We start from the raw sequence: 13,039 nt of genomic DNA, 5'->3' as shown, positions 1-13,039 counted from the left end.
AAGTGTTTCTGGAAAGAATAGGCATATTATTGTTCTACCCCTGCAGGGGCGGGGGTATCACTGCAGGTCAGCGAGTTGGTCTAGGATGCACGATTTCGCGCGCCACGTACACTCACCGCGCACAGGCCCAGTGCAGCGAGCTGTAGTGCGACCAGTCCGGCGATCAGCGCGCCCCAGCCGAGGTCGAAGACGTAACCGGCCAACCAGCCGACCACCGACGACCCCAGGTAGTAGCTCATCACGTAGGTGGAGGACGCTTCCGCCCGGTCGCGGTCGGCGAGTTGGCCGACCAGGGTGGAGGCGGTGGAGTGCACGGCGAAGAAGCTGGCGGTGTAGATCAGCACACCCACCACGGTGACCGCCAGGTTCGGTACGAGGGCCAGCAGCAGTCCGGCGGTGGCCAGCAGGCAGCTCAGGACCAGTACGCGGGCCACCCCGTACTGTGCGACGAGCGAGCCGGCCCGGGCGGAGGACCAGGTGCCGGAGAGGTACAGCACGAACACCATGCCGGCGATCACCTCGGTCAGCCCGAATTGTTCGGTCAGCCGGAATCCGAGGTAGTTGTACAGTGACACGAACGCGCCCATCATCAGGAACGGCAGGATGAACAGGGCGACCAGGGAGGGATTGCGCCAGTGGTGGCGGAAGGCGGCGAGTTCGTGGGAGAGGGTGATCCGCTTCGGGGTGAAGTTGCGCTGTTTCGGTAGCGCCCAGGCGCACAGGACGGCGATGCCGAAGGCGACGAGGCCGCCGACCAGTACCGCCCCGCGCCATCCGGTGAAGCTCAGTGCGCCGGAGGGGATGAGGCGTCCGAGCAGGCCGCCGAGGGTGGTACCGGCGATGTAGAGGCCCATGACCCGGCCGAGGTGTTCGCCGCGGATCTCCTCGGAGAGGAAGCTCATCATCACGGCAGGGACGCCGGCGACGGCGATGCCCTGCAGGGCGCGGATCACGATCAACGTCTCGATGCCGGGGGCCAGGGCGAGGATCAGGCTGAGCGCGGTGGCGGCGAGTACGGAGACCTGCAGGACGCGACGGCGTCCGACCCGTTCGGACAGGATCGACACCGGGATCACGGCGAGGGCGAGCATGCCGGTGGTCGCGGACACGGTCAGTGCAGCGGTGGTGGGGGAGACGTCGAGGTCGTGGTGGATCGACGGCAGCAGTGCCTGGGTGAGGTACATCGCGTTGAAGGACGCCAGGCCGGCGGCGGCTGCGGCGATCATGATGCGCCGGTATCCGGGATCGCCGGGGCCCAGGCCGGTGGCGGGGGACGGCTTGTCCTGTGCTTCATCCGAGGCCTGGTTCTGGGTCTCACTCGTGCGCTCGCTCATGGACCCCATGCTGCACTACCGGAACAATCGTCCTAAATGCATTAGAATCGCTTTTGTGTCCCATTCTGTGCAATTCAGTGACCTGGACTGGTTCATCGACCTCGCCGAGACCGGCAACATGGTCGACACCTCCCTGGCCACCGGCATCAGCCAGTCCACGCTTTCTCGCCGCCTGGCGAAGCTGGAACAGGCGGTGGGGGTGTCGCTGTTCGACCGGCATGGCCGTCACCTCGTCCTGAACCGCCGCGGTGCCGCGCTCGCCGACGCGGCCGCGGACACCCGCGCGACCTGGCGTGCCGGGGTGGAGGAGGTGCAGCGCATGGCCGATCCGGAGCGGGGCACGGTCCGGCTGTCCTTCATGCATTCGTTGGGCACCTGGCTGGTGCCTGACTTGTTGCGCACCTACCGCGAGGATCACCCGTCCGTGCGTTTCGACCTGGTGCAGGGGGCGGCGATGCACCTGGTGGATCAGGTCATTTCCGGACGCGCCGATCTGGCGTTGGTGGGTCCGCGTCCGGGGCCGCAGATCGCCGCCGGGCAGGTCGACTGGATGGAGTTGGCCGAGCAGCGTCTCGGTCTGGCGGTTGCGTCCTCCCACCGGTGGGCAGGCCGGGAGAGTATCGATATCGCCGAGGCCGCCGATGAGCCGTTCGTGGCGATGCTGGAGGGCTACGGTACCCGCCTGCTGCTCAACGAGCTGACCGCGGCGGCGGGGTTCCGGCCGCGGTTGGTGTTCGAGTCGATGGAGCTGACCACGGTCGCCGGGTTGGTCACCGCGGGGCTGGGGGTGGCGCTACTGCCGTTGGACGATCCGAACCTGCGCCTGCCGGGCATGGCCGTGATCCCCTTGGCGACGACCCGGTCCCGCGAGCTGGGGGTGGTGTGGGCGTCCGGGGCGAAGTTGTCACCGCCGGTGGCGGCGTTCCTGGAGTTTATGACCGAGCACGCCGGGTGACGAGGCTGGCGATCAGCCGCCAGCCGATCATCACGATCCCGAGGAAGATCAAGGAGGTGATCACGAATCCCCAGGCCACGGACATGTTCACCAGGCTGCGTACCACGATGCCGATGAGCCAGGTGCCGCCGAGCAGCAGGACCCCGGTGCCCGGTGCCCGGCGCAGTTTGCCGGTGTAGAGCAGGGCCCAGCCCACGGCGAGGCCGAGGATGAATGGCCAGGAGGTCTGCAGCCAGCCGCCGATGCTGAAACCGTCGGTGCCGTTGTGCGACAGGCTGCCGACCAGGGTGAATGCCAGGACGGCCACGATATCGGCGACCAGAGCGACCGTGGAGCTCAGCCCGGCGGTCGCGGAGAACGGGCCGGCGGGTTCGCTGGGCTGGGTCCGGGGGGCTCCTGCCCGATTGCTGCTGGTGTCGTGGCTCATGCCTGCCATTCTAGGCGTCTGGCGGGGTGGGGGTGTCTGGCTTCCGCGGAGTGTCCCTGGCGGACGGCTCTGCGGGCTCGGACGGGGCGCCCGACTCACCACCTTCGCCCGCCTCACCAGCGTCAGCCGGTTCGCGGAGATTCTCGTGCGCGTCTGGCCCGGTGGCCGGTGGGACGGGCCGGGACTCGAGTTCGGAGGCCCGGGCGGCCAACCCGTCGGTGATGCCGCGGATGTTGAAGGCCTTGCGGTGGTGGTAGGAGCTGGTGTGCTTCGAGGTGACGGACCAGGTGAGGTCGGAACCGATGCCGCCTGCCTGCGCGGGCCCGGGAGCCTCGCCCGACTGGGCCTCCTGTTTCCCGTTGGCCGCCCCCGCTTTCTCTGCCTCCTCGGCCTCTTCGGCCCGGACGAAGGTCCACAGGAACACCAGCCAGCCGATGATCGTCAGCAGTGCGAAGCTGATCATGCGGAAGACGATCACTGCGGCGAATGCCTGTCCGGAAGTCAGTCCGCCGGTGCCGACGAGCATGGTGGTCAGCATGATGTCCACCGGTCCCAGACCACCCGGGGTGATCTGTGCCTGGCCAATCAGCTTGGCGGTGATGAAGGCCAGGATCACACCGGCGACCCGGGGGTCGGCACCGATGGCCAGCACGCACAGGAACAGGCAGAGTAGCTCGAATACCCAGTTCAGCAGGGACGTCCCCATGGCGTAGCCCAGCCATTTCGGCGACAGGTCCACGGCGCGCAGTTGCGAGACGAGGCTACGGATCCGCTCGTGGAAGCGCTCCTCGGGCTTCTTGCGCTTGCGGTTGAACCAGGCGGCGGCCTTCAGCAGCGCTGCCTCGACCTTGCCGGGGTGCCGGGCGATCCAGTTCGCCGCCAGGGTCAGCGCAACCAGCGCGACGATGGACAGCGTCAGGGAGAACACGTGCACATTGGCCTGGAGGAAGAACACCGCCCCCAGGCCGAGGATGGCCATGCTGGCCCCGGAGAACAGCCCGGAGATCACCAGATACCAACTGGCGACGACACCGGAGGCACCCCATTTCATCTGTTCGCGGAAGATCATCGCCGCGGAGATCGCCGGACCACCGGGGAAGCTCGATGACCAGGCGTTCGCCGACAGGCCCAGGGCGTTGGCGCTGGTGCGTTTGACGGGGACCCCGGCCGGACGCAGCAGCGCGACCATCACCTCGGCCTGGGCGACCATGGACAGTCCCATGGCCACGACTGCAGCGGCGATGTACCAGTTTTTGGCCTGGAGGATCTCGGCCCAGCCCTCTTCCAGGAAGTGGTAGTGGTCCCGGAAGAGGAAGAGGATGATGGCGAGGATCGCCAAGGTCAGCAGAGCTCGGACCCGGGGGTCCTTGAGCCAGTGCATGACGTTGCGGAACGTCGACTGGTTCTCGGCCTGGTTCTCACCGCTGCTCATGGTCGTGGGTCACCGCCTCTTCCGGTCGGGACGCTCCCGCTCGAGGCGTTTCATCAGTTCGTCGAAGGGCACCGGGGCCGAGCCGGTGTCGCGTCCGGCCCGGGCGCCGGAATGCGCGCCGTAGTCGTCGACGTCCGCGTCGGACGCCCCGTCGGCCCAGTCTGCACCGTCGGAACCATCGGTGCCGGACGCTCCGGTTGCGGCCGTTGCCGCTGGCAGCGGCCCACGGGAGCGCACAGCCGTGGCGGAGGCCGCACCGGCCGCACCGCCCGCGCCGTCCGACGATGCCGCCGTGCCGTCAGCGCGGACGCTCACGGGCTCACGCTCCGGGACCACTTCTGCGGGGTCGGGAGCCTCGGTCTCCGTGGAGCTGAAGCCCTCCAGCTTCTCGTTGTGGCCGATCTTCTGCGACAGCGTCGTGATCCACTTCGGTGCCCACCAGCAGTCCTCGCGCAGCAGGTACATCACCGCAGGCACGAGCAGCATGCGGATGATCGTCGCGTCGATGACCAGGGCGGCGATCATGCCGAAGGCGATGTATTTCATCATCACGATATCGGAGAAGGCGAAGGCTCCGGCGACGACGATCATGATCAGCGCCGCGGCGGTGATGATGCCGCCGGTGGTCGCCGTTCCGAACCGGATCGCTCTGGCTGTGGAGGCTCCGTGGGCACGGGCCTCCACCATTCTGGACACCAGGAATACCTCGTAGTCCGTCGACAAGCCGTAGATGATCGCCACGATCAGCACCAGCACCGGGCTCATCAACGGGCCGGGGGAGAAGTTGAACAGGTCGGCACCCACGCCGTCGACGAACAGCAGGGTCAGGATGCCCAGGGTAGCGCCGGTGCCCAGCAGGTTCATGATCACCGCCTTCGCCGGCAGGATCACCGAGCCGAAGATCAACGACAGCAGGATGAACGTCACCGCGATGATGTAGAGCAGCATCCAGGGCAACTGGTCGAACAGTGCTTCGATCGACTCGACCTCCATCGCCGGGGTACCGGCGACCAACACCTCGGCATCGGCGGAGATGTTGTTGCCGATGTCGCGCAGTTCGTTGACGATCCGCTCATTGTCGTCACGGTCGGCGATGCCGGCCGACAACACGGTCACGCCGTCCTTCGTGGGTTGGGCGACCTGGAAGTCCGAGGTCAGGCCCTCGACGGCATTGGCCTGCTGATACACCCGGCCGACGGCGGCGTTGTCTCCGTCGACGACGATCTTCACCGGATCGGTGCGGAAGGACGGGAAGGATTCGTCGAAGTCGGCCTGGGCGATGCGGGTGTCGTTGTCCGGCGGCAGGTAGGTCTCGTTGATGCCACCGAACTTCATCCCGGACATAGGGATGGTCAGCAGGATCAGGATGCCGACGATGCCGACGGTCATCAGCTTGGCGTGCTTCATCGCGAAGGTGGGGATCTTGCCCCACCAGGAGTGCACGGTGGCATCGCGGGTACGGCCACGCCGGAAGATGGTGAACTTGTCGATGTTGGGCCCCAGCATCGCGAAGATGCTCGGCAGCACCGCCACACTGATCAGGGCGGCCAGGCCGACCGCGGAGATCGCGCCGTAGGCCACGGACTTCAGGAAGGCCTGCGGGAACATCATCAGGCTGGACAGGGCAACCGCCACCATCAGGGCGGAGAAGACCACAGTCTTGCCCGCCGAGGCGGTGGTGTTGCGCACCGCTGTCCGGGTGTCGGCCCCCTCGGCGAGTTCTTCGCGGAAGCGGGAGACCATGAACAGGCCGTAGTCGATGGCCAGGCCCAGACCCAGCAGTGTCACCACGGACTGGGAGAAAGTGTTGACCTGCACGATCCCGGCGAGGAACGACAGGATGCCCATGGAGCCGAGGATGGAGAGCACACCGACGATCAGCGGCATGCAGGCGGCGACCACGCTGCCGAAGATCACCAGCAGCAGCAGGGCGACGACCGGCAGGCCGATCAGTTCGGCGCGGGAGATGTCGTCGGCCATGCCGGAGTCCAGGGCGCCGGCCACGGCGGTGGCGCCGCCGATCTCCACGGTCGCCCCGTCGGCGGAGATCTGGTGCAGGTCGTCCTCGATGACCCGGAAGTTCTGCAGCACCTCGTCCTCGGTGCCCTGGAGACTGATCGCGGCGAAGGCGGTCTGGGCGCCGGTCTCGGCGTCCTCGCTGAACATCTGCTCCTGGTTGGAGTCGAAGAAGCTGGTCACCCGTGCGACTTCGTCGGGGTTGGCCACCGCGATGGCGTTGATCTGGCTGGAGATGTTCTCCTGCAGCGACGCGTCACGCAGGTCAGCGCCATCAGCGCCCTCACCGGCGCCCTCGCTGGTGACCAGCACGATGACGTCGCCGCCGTCGTCGCGTCCGAACGTCTCCTGCTCGATCTGCGCGGCGCGGGTCGAGTCACTGTTCGGGTCGTCCCAGCCCTCCTGGCTCATCCGGTCGCCCAGCTGGGTGCCCAGCCCCAGGTAGAGCACCGCGATGAGCAGGATGATCACCGCCGGAATGATCCGACGGAATCGGAAGGCGACATCGCCCCACTTCGTGAACACGTCAGCTCCTTGTTGATCTGTGTGGTCTGTCGGATATCTAGCGGTAGAGGTCGGAGAGTGGACGGTACGGCTGCAGCCACGCACCTTCGTCCGGCAGGGAGTCCAGGCTCACGCGCGGCAGCGGCGAGCGGAAGACACCGTCGATGTCCTCCAGATCGACGAACTCCAGCAGGTCATTGTCCACCGCCCAGTGGGCATGCTCCCGGAAGCCCAGGACGGTGACCGGGATAGGCATGCCACCGTCGTCACCTGTCGCGAGGGTCTCGAGCTGTTCCCGGAAGTTCTGGCCGTCGGCGCTGGCGACGACCAGTCCCGCGAGCAGGCCGGCGTCGCGACGTTCCTGGATGTGGACCAGCATGTCGGGGTCGACATCGGAGTCCTCGGTCAGCTTCGGCTTCGCGAAGACCGCGAAACCGACGTTGCGCAGGGCGTCCACCCAGCCGCGGATCTGGTCGGCCGCGCCGGGTGCCACGTTGGTGAACACCGTGGCCTCGGCATCGGGGGTCCAGTCGGCGTCGCCACCGAGCTCATTGTCGGCGGCGAGATCGAGCAGCCACCGGCCGACCGCGTCGAAGCGGGGACGGTGGGCGGCGTCGGGCCGTCCGGTGAGGATGGAGCCCAGGCCCATGTCGATGTTCGGGGCATCCCAGACCAGCAGGTGGACGGGTTGCTTCGGGGTGGCACTGCTGCCTGAGCTCATCGACGTCTCCAGAGGTACTCGTGGATGGTGTGGTCCTTGTCCAGACCCTTGCCCTCGAACTTGGTGATGATCTGCCGGTCGGTGAGTACCGGTACGGTCTGCGCCCGCTCATCAGGGTCGTTCGGCCAGCCAATGTACTCCAGCTCGTCCTCGACGGTGACGAGCTCGTCGATCCATTCGGCATACTCGGCGTGGTCGGTGGCGACGTGCAGGATACCGCCGGGACGCAGTCGCGAGGCGATGAGGTGCAGCGTGCCGGTCTGGATGATCCGCCGCTTGTGGTGCCGGGCCTTCGGCCAGGGGTCGGGGAAGAAGATCCGTACCCCGGCGAGGCTGTTCGGGGCGAAGAGCCGCTGCAGGACCTCGACACCGTCGCCCTTGACCATGCGCACATTGTCGATGCCGCCGCGGACCACTGCGCCGAGCAGTTTCGCCAGCCCGGGGCGGTAGATCTCCACTGCGACCACGTTGGTGTCGGTCTCCAGCGGGGCCATGGCCGCGGTGGAGGTGCCGGTGCCGGAGCCGACTTCGACGATGGTGTCGTGGCCGCTGCGTCCGAACCATTCGTCCAGGTCGATGGGGTCGGTGAGGTCGTCGGTGAGCTCGATGCCCAGCCGCGGCCAGTTCTCGTCCCACAGGGACTCCTGGTTGTCGGTCAGGGTTCCGCGGCGGAAACTGAAGGAACCTAGTCGCGGATAGTCGCGCCCGTCGTTAAACTGGGTCTGCAGGGGGCGACCGCGGCCACCCGACTGCTGTGCAGGGGGATTTTCAGTGTCAGACATCCTTGTCATTGTGGCAGAACACAGCGGTACTCGGGAAGATGAGGGGACAGAGGGATCAGGAATATGGCTGTTGTTTCAGTGATCGGGCCGGACGCCCGGCTCGTGAGGACGGTTGTGGAGGGGTTGCGGGGGAGTCGCCACCGGGTCGTGACCGGGGCAGGTCCGGACCAGGCCGACGGGGTGATTGCCGTGGTCGGGGCCCCTGTCGGGGACTCTGCCAGTGGTGCCGGCGGTGCGGGAGGCGCCGGTGATGCCGCCGATGACGCCGCGGTGGTGCGTGCGGTGCGTGACACGATGGGCCTCTGCGTGCTCCACGTCAGTGAGGACGCCATGGCTGACGCGGTGGCGGAGGTGGCGGCGGAGCCCGGTGTCGTGGTGTGTCGTTGGACTGCGTCGGACGGTCCGGCCGCGCCGGCCGCGCTGGAGACATTGGGCCGGGTCGTTGAGTCACTCTGGGTCGATATGCGGCGCTGGACCGCCGATGCGCGCCGGGCGGATGCCGACCGGGCCGACCGGGTGCGCATCGCCGTGCGGTTGGCCGCGGAACGTCTGGCGTCGGAGCTGTTGGCTGAGCCGGTGGCGGACGCAGCCGGGCTGGACCGGCGGTTCCGGGCCAGGTTGACCGTTTCGGTGCTGGAGCAGGGTGTGGAGATGCCCCACCTGGGGCCCGCGGTCGGCGAGACGGTCGGTGCCTCCGGTGACAGTGGTGCGTCCGGTCGGTTCGCCAAGGCCGACGGACTGACGGCTTTGGCCGGTGTTGCGGCACTCGGCGCCGGTGCAGTCGTCGGCGCGACGGTGACGCGCACGGTCGGTGCCCCGGTCATCGGGGTGATCGTCGGGGTGCCGGTCGCCGTGGCGACCTTCCTGGTGCGCTGGTGGACGCAACGCTCGGCCCGCCGGACGCAGGACGCCGCGACCCGGGCAGCGACGCTGCGACGGCACTGGGCGGCGACGGTGACCGACGTGGTCTCCCGGCTGGAGGTGCCAGCGGTCGCAGAGGGCCTCACTGATGTGTCGGCAACAGCTCGTCCGGATGGTCACCAGGCTGGCCGTCAGGTGGTGGCCCCGTGACTGAGTGGGAGAACCTGGGACTGCCGGGCATCGGTGGACTGGAACCGTCCGGCGCCGAAGCGTCCGGCGCGGTATCCGGCGACGGTGCCGGTCTGGACGCCGGCCTGTCGGACGGCCTGACCCTCGATCTCGGCGGAGTGAGCTATGACTTGCCCGCCGCGGTCACCCAGGCCGACTGCGGTGAGGACATGGAACTGCTCGAGGAGTCCGTCACCCTCACCGATGACACGGGAATGACGATCTGCTCCGACACTGACGGCGACGGGCTGGTCGACTACATGTCGGTGGTCACCTTTGACGGTGGGTGGTCGGCGTGGCGGCGGGAAGTGAGCATGACGGATACTACGGACACTGTGGACATAACTGACTCTGTGGAGGACGACGCGCCGGGGGAATCCCGTTCAGGTGTGTCGTCAGTCACAGTGCAAACGTCGGTTTTGGGAGCTGATGTGTCGGAAACATTGCAGGTAGAGGTCGGAATCGGAAACGACGGGGCGTCCGATGTTCCCCCCGCTACCCCCGGAAACGGAACTTCAAACTGGGACACTGTCGGCTGGAAATGTGTGGAGCGGGGACGGTGGGGTTAGTCTGGGGGGTACGCAACCTACATTTTGACCCACCCATCAGGAGACTTCATGACCATCCCCGGGCTCGTCGGCCAGCCACCCACCCAGAACCAGGAACTGCTCACGTGGATCGCTGAGGCCGTGGAGCTTTTTCAGCCGGAGAGCGTTGTCTTCGTGGACGGTTCCCGCGACGAGTGGGACCGACTGACCGGTGAGCTCGTCGAGGCTGGCACGATCATCAAGCTCAACGAGGAGAAGCGTCCGAACAGCTTCCTCGCCCGCTCCAACCCGGCGGATGTCGCCCGCGTGGAGTCCCGTACCTTCATCTGCTCCGAGGACCAGGAGGGCGCCGGCCCGACGAACAACTGGGCCCCGCCGGCGGCGATGAAGGAGGAGATGACCGAGCAGTACCGCGGTTCGATGAAGGGCCGCACCATGTACGTCGTGCCGTTCTGCATGGGTCCGATCTCCGACCCGCAGCCCAAGCTCGGCGTGCAGCTCACCGACTCCGCCTACGTGGTGCTCTCCATGGGTGTCATGACCCGCATGGGTGCCGAGGCCCTGGCGAAGATCGACGAGACCGGCGAGTTCGTCCGCTGCCTGCACTCCGTCGGTGCCCCGCTGGAGCCCGGCGGGGAGGACGTCGCCTGGCCGTGCAACGACACCAAGTACATCACCCAGTTCCCCGACACCAAGGAGATCTGGTCCTTCGGTTCCGGCTACGGCGGCAACGCCATCCTGGCCAAGAAGTGCTTCGCGCTGCGTATCGCCTCGGTCATGGCCAAGGAGGAGGGCTGGCTCGCCGAGCACATGCTGATCCTCAAGCTGACCAGCCCGGAGGGCAAGGCCTACCACATCCTCGGTGCCTTCCCGTCCGCCTGCGGCAAGACCAACCTGGCGATGATCACCCCGACCATTCCGGGCTGGAAGGCCGAGGTCGTCGGCGACGACATCGCCTGGCTGAAGTTCGGTGAGGACGGCCACCTCTACGCCGTGAACCCGGAGAACGGCTTCTTCGGTGTCGCCCCGGGCACCAGCTACGGCTCCAACCCGATCGCCATGGAGACCATGGAGGCCGGCAACACCCTGTTCACCAACGTCGCGCTCACTGACGACAACGATGTCTGGTGGGAGGGCATGGGGGATGCCCCCGAGCACCTCATCGACTGGAAGGGCAACGACTGGACCCCGGACTCCAGCGAGAAGGCCGCGCACCCGAACTCCCGCTACTGTGTGCCGATCGCCCAGTGCCCGGTCGCGGCCCCGGAGTTCGACGACTGGAAGGGTGTGAAGGTCGACGCGATCCTCTTCGGTGGACGCCGTGCCGACACCGTCCCGCTGGTCACCGAGACCTACGACTGGAACCACGCCACCATGGTCGGCTCCCTGCTGGCCTCCGGTCAGACCGCCGCCCAGGAGGGTGTCGTCGGTGCCCTGCGCCACGACCCGATGGCGATGCTGCCCTTCATCGGCTACAACGCCGGTGAGTACCTCAACCACTGGATCGAGATGGGCAAGAAGGGCGGCGACAAGATGCCGGCCGTCTTCCTGGTCAACTGGTTCCGCCGTGGTGAGGACGGCCGCTTCCTGTGGCCGGGCTTCGGCGAGAACAGCCGCGTGCTGAAGTGGATCGTCGAGCGTATCGAGGGTCAGGTCGGTGCCGAGGAGACCGTTGTCGGCCACACCGCCCGTTACGAGGATCTGGACCTCGACGGCGTCACCGAGCCGGAGGCTGACATCCGCGAGGCACTGTCCGCCCCGGCCGAGCAGTGGGCCAACGACATGGGCGACAATGACGAGTACCTGACCTTCCTCGGCCCGAAGGTGCCGCAGGAGATCCACGACCAGTTCGCCGCGCTGAAGGAGCGCGTCGAGGCTGCCGTGGCCGCGGAGAAGGCCGAGGCGTAGCACTCACGCCGAGCCCCCTGGAGGCTGCGCCCCAGGGATCGTCCCCGCCGTCCGGCGCACACCGTCACCCCTGACAGTGTGTGCCGGGTGGTGGGGACTTTTCCGTCACCGGGGTAACGTCGGGCGACAAGGTCACCGAATCACCACCGACGAAAGCGACACGAACGATGGCAACCAGTAAAACCACCGGCATCCTTCGAACCACCCTGGCCCTCTCCATGCTCGGCGCCGGGACGGCGAAGGTCACCAAGCAGGACGCCATGCTCGAATCCGCCGAGCATCTCGGATACTCCCCGGAGGCGTACCAGGCCATCGGCACCGCAGAGGTCGCCGGCGGTGTGGGGCTCCTGGCCGGTGCGAAGTCCCGGGCCATCGGAATCGCCGCGAACGTCGGTGTGATTGCCGCGCTGACCGGTGCCGTCATCGAGCACCTTCGTGCCGGCGACGGACCCAAGGTCTACGGCGCGGCCGCTGCACTCGACGCCCTGGCAGTCGTCACGCTGGTCAAACAGCTCGGCGACAAGGGCTAGGACGGTCAGCCCCGGCGGCTCACCGGTGAAGGTGGGCCGGGAGGTCGTGCCAGGTAACATCGCCAGCCGTGACTGAGCTTCTCGATCTTTCCCAACTCGGCGCACTGGTCGTGGCCAGTGTGGTGATCATCGCCGTCCCGGGCCCCTCGGTCCTCTTCGTCGTCGGCCGGGCACTGAGCCACGGTCGGGACATCGCACTGTTCACCGCGGTCGGCAACGCGGTCGGCTGCTACTGAGCCGGAGTCCTTGTCGCCGTGGGACCGGGCCCGTTGCTGGAACGGTGGGACCTGCTGTTCCAGCTGTTCAAGTGGGGTGGAGTCCTGTTCCTGATCTGGATCGGCGTCCAGGCCGTCCGACACGCCGGACCCGTCGGGGAGGGCGATGCCGACCAGGTCACCGGGGCGTCCTCACCACGGAACTCAACGGGACCTACCACGACGAGGCTGGCGTCCGCACCCTGCTCAGTGAACTGGTCGGCTACGAGGTGGATGCCACCGTCGGCCTGTTCCCGTCGTTCACCAGCGATTTCGGACGCAGTATCCGGTTCGGGAAGAACGTCTTCATCAACGCCGGCTGCCGGTTCCAGGACCAGGGCGGCCTCATGATTGGCGACGGTGCGCTCATCGGTCACAACACCGTCATCGCCACGCTGAACCATGCGATGGATCCGGCGCGCCGGGCGGGTCTGGAACCCGCACCGGTGGTCATCGCGGGGGATGCCCACTCTCGCGCACTCCATGGCCGACACCGGCTTCATCGCCGTAGGCCTGGGCGGCCTTGTCGTTATCGATAA

Annotated in this window: 13 protein-coding genes; 7 read left to right on the top strand and 6 right to left on the bottom strand. The window is 67.2% G+C overall.

Annotated features, from left to right (window positions below; all coding sequences use genetic code 11):
* Positions 1 to 80: 80 nt before the first annotated feature.
* Complete coding sequence (locus tag ACTXPP_RS07065) at positions 81 to 1,334, bottom strand: MFS transporter (protein WP_443341501.1); 1,254 nt, start codon at positions 1,332 to 1,334, stop codon at positions 81 to 83.
* Positions 1,335 to 1,389: 55 nt separating this feature from the next.
* Between ACTXPP_RS07065 and ACTXPP_RS07060 the strand changes: the two genes are divergently transcribed.
* The gene (locus ACTXPP_RS07060; RefSeq protein ID WP_443341499.1) at positions 1,390 to 2,289 is read left to right on the top strand and encodes a LysR family transcriptional regulator; all 900 of its coding nucleotides are present in this window, start codon (positions 1,390 to 1,392) and stop codon (positions 2,287 to 2,289) included.
* Here ACTXPP_RS07060 and ACTXPP_RS07055 read toward each other — a convergent pair.
* Genes ACTXPP_RS07055 through trmB form a run of 5 tightly spaced genes read right to left on the bottom strand, consistent with a single transcriptional unit; the run spans position 2,267 to position 8,171 of the window.
* Positions 2,267 to 2,716: a DUF3054 domain-containing protein gene (locus tag ACTXPP_RS07055; RefSeq protein ID WP_301493996.1), complete on the bottom strand. Its 450-nt coding sequence runs from the start codon at positions 2,714 to 2,716 to the stop codon at positions 2,267 to 2,269. The two genes, ACTXPP_RS07060 and ACTXPP_RS07055, sit on opposite strands and share 23 nt — an antisense overlap.
* Positions 2,717 to 2,726: 10 nt before the next feature.
* Positions 2,727 to 4,148, bottom strand: coding sequence for a lysylphosphatidylglycerol synthase transmembrane domain-containing protein (locus ACTXPP_RS07050; RefSeq protein ID WP_443341498.1), 1,422 nt, complete (start codon positions 4,146 to 4,148; stop codon positions 2,727 to 2,729).
* A 9-nt stretch (positions 4,149 to 4,157) separates the two neighbouring features.
* Complete coding sequence (locus ACTXPP_RS07045) at positions 4,158 to 6,689, bottom strand: MMPL family transporter (RefSeq protein ID WP_443341495.1); 2,532 nt, start codon at positions 6,687 to 6,689, stop codon at positions 4,158 to 4,160.
* A gap of 37 nt (positions 6,690 to 6,726) precedes the next feature.
* Positions 6,727 to 7,389: an NYN domain-containing protein gene (locus ACTXPP_RS07040; RefSeq protein WP_301493990.1), complete on the bottom strand. Its 663-nt coding sequence runs from the start codon at positions 7,387 to 7,389 to the stop codon at positions 6,727 to 6,729.
* Complete coding sequence (gene trmB / locus ACTXPP_RS07035; RefSeq protein ID WP_443341493.1) at positions 7,386 to 8,171, bottom strand: tRNA (guanosine(46)-N7)-methyltransferase TrmB; 786 nt, start codon at positions 8,169 to 8,171, stop codon at positions 7,386 to 7,388. The genes ACTXPP_RS07040 and trmB overlap by 4 nt, the downstream gene beginning before the upstream one ends.
* Positions 8,172 to 8,234: 63 nt before the next feature.
* Here trmB and ACTXPP_RS07030 point away from each other — a divergent pair, with 63 nt between their 5' ends.
* From ACTXPP_RS07030 to ACTXPP_RS07005, 6 genes are all read left to right on the top strand, one after another.
* Positions 8,235 to 9,242, top strand: coding sequence for a hypothetical protein (locus tag ACTXPP_RS07030; RefSeq protein ID WP_443341491.1), 1,008 nt, complete (start codon positions 8,235 to 8,237; stop codon positions 9,240 to 9,242).
* Entirely contained in the window at positions 9,239 to 9,829 is a 591-nt protein-coding gene (locus tag ACTXPP_RS07025) for a DUF6802 family protein (RefSeq protein WP_443341490.1), read from the top strand. Before ACTXPP_RS07030 ends, ACTXPP_RS07025 begins: the two co-directional genes overlap by 4 nt.
* A gap of 48 nt (positions 9,830 to 9,877) precedes the next feature.
* Complete coding sequence (locus ACTXPP_RS07020) at positions 9,878 to 11,716, top strand: phosphoenolpyruvate carboxykinase (GTP) (RefSeq protein ID WP_443341488.1); 1,839 nt, start codon at positions 9,878 to 9,880, stop codon at positions 11,714 to 11,716.
* A gap of 167 nt (positions 11,717 to 11,883) precedes the next feature.
* A complete protein-coding gene (locus ACTXPP_RS07015) occupies positions 11,884 to 12,246 on the top strand; it encodes a DoxX family protein (protein ID WP_443341487.1) in 363 nt (120 codons plus the stop codon).
* Positions 12,247 to 12,314: 68 nt separating this feature from the next.
* Entirely contained in the window at positions 12,315 to 12,482 is a 168-nt protein-coding gene (locus tag ACTXPP_RS07010; RefSeq protein WP_301493978.1) for a hypothetical protein, read from the top strand.
* 71 nt (positions 12,483 to 12,553) lie between these two features.
* Complete coding sequence (locus tag ACTXPP_RS07005) at positions 12,554 to 13,039, top strand: LbetaH domain-containing protein (protein WP_443341486.1); 486 nt, start codon at positions 12,554 to 12,556, stop codon at positions 13,037 to 13,039.

It is taken from the genome of Candidatus Corynebacterium faecigallinarum, from assembly GCF_052264515.1.
Taxonomy (GTDB): Bacteria; Actinomycetota; Actinomycetes; order Mycobacteriales; family Mycobacteriaceae; genus Corynebacterium; species Corynebacterium faecigallinarum.
This window is presented reverse-complemented; position numbering and strand designations above follow the sequence as displayed.

What these genes read in the sequence shown, in the direction of transcription:
- ACTXPP_RS07065 (WP_443341501.1), bottom strand. Translation starts at nt 1,334, where the DNA reads ATGAGCGAGCGCACGAGTGAGACCCAGAACCAGGCCTCGGATGAAGCA.
- ACTXPP_RS07055 (WP_301493996.1), bottom strand. Translation starts at nt 2,716, where the DNA reads ATGAGCCACGACACCAGCAGCAATCGGGCAGGAGCCCCCCGGACCCAG.
- ACTXPP_RS07050 (WP_443341498.1), bottom strand. Translation starts at nt 4,148, where the DNA reads ATGAGCAGCGGTGAGAACCAGGCCGAGAACCAGTCGACGTTCCGCAAC.
- ACTXPP_RS07040 (WP_301493990.1), bottom strand. Translation starts at nt 7,389, where the DNA reads ATGAGCTCAGGCAGCAGTGCCACCCCGAAGCAACCCGTCCACCTGCTG.
- trmB (WP_443341493.1), bottom strand. Translation starts at nt 8,171, where the DNA reads ATGTCTGACACTGAAAATCCCCCTGCACAGCAGTCGGGTGGCCGCGGT.
- ACTXPP_RS07030 (WP_443341491.1), top strand. Translation starts at nt 8,235, where the DNA reads ATGGCTGTTGTTTCAGTGATCGGGCCGGACGCCCGGCTCGTGAGGACG.
- ACTXPP_RS07020 (WP_443341488.1), top strand. Translation starts at nt 9,878, where the DNA reads ATGACCATCCCCGGGCTCGTCGGCCAGCCACCCACCCAGAACCAGGAA.
- ACTXPP_RS07015 (WP_443341487.1), top strand. Translation starts at nt 11,884, where the DNA reads ATGGCAACCAGTAAAACCACCGGCATCCTTCGAACCACCCTGGCCCTC.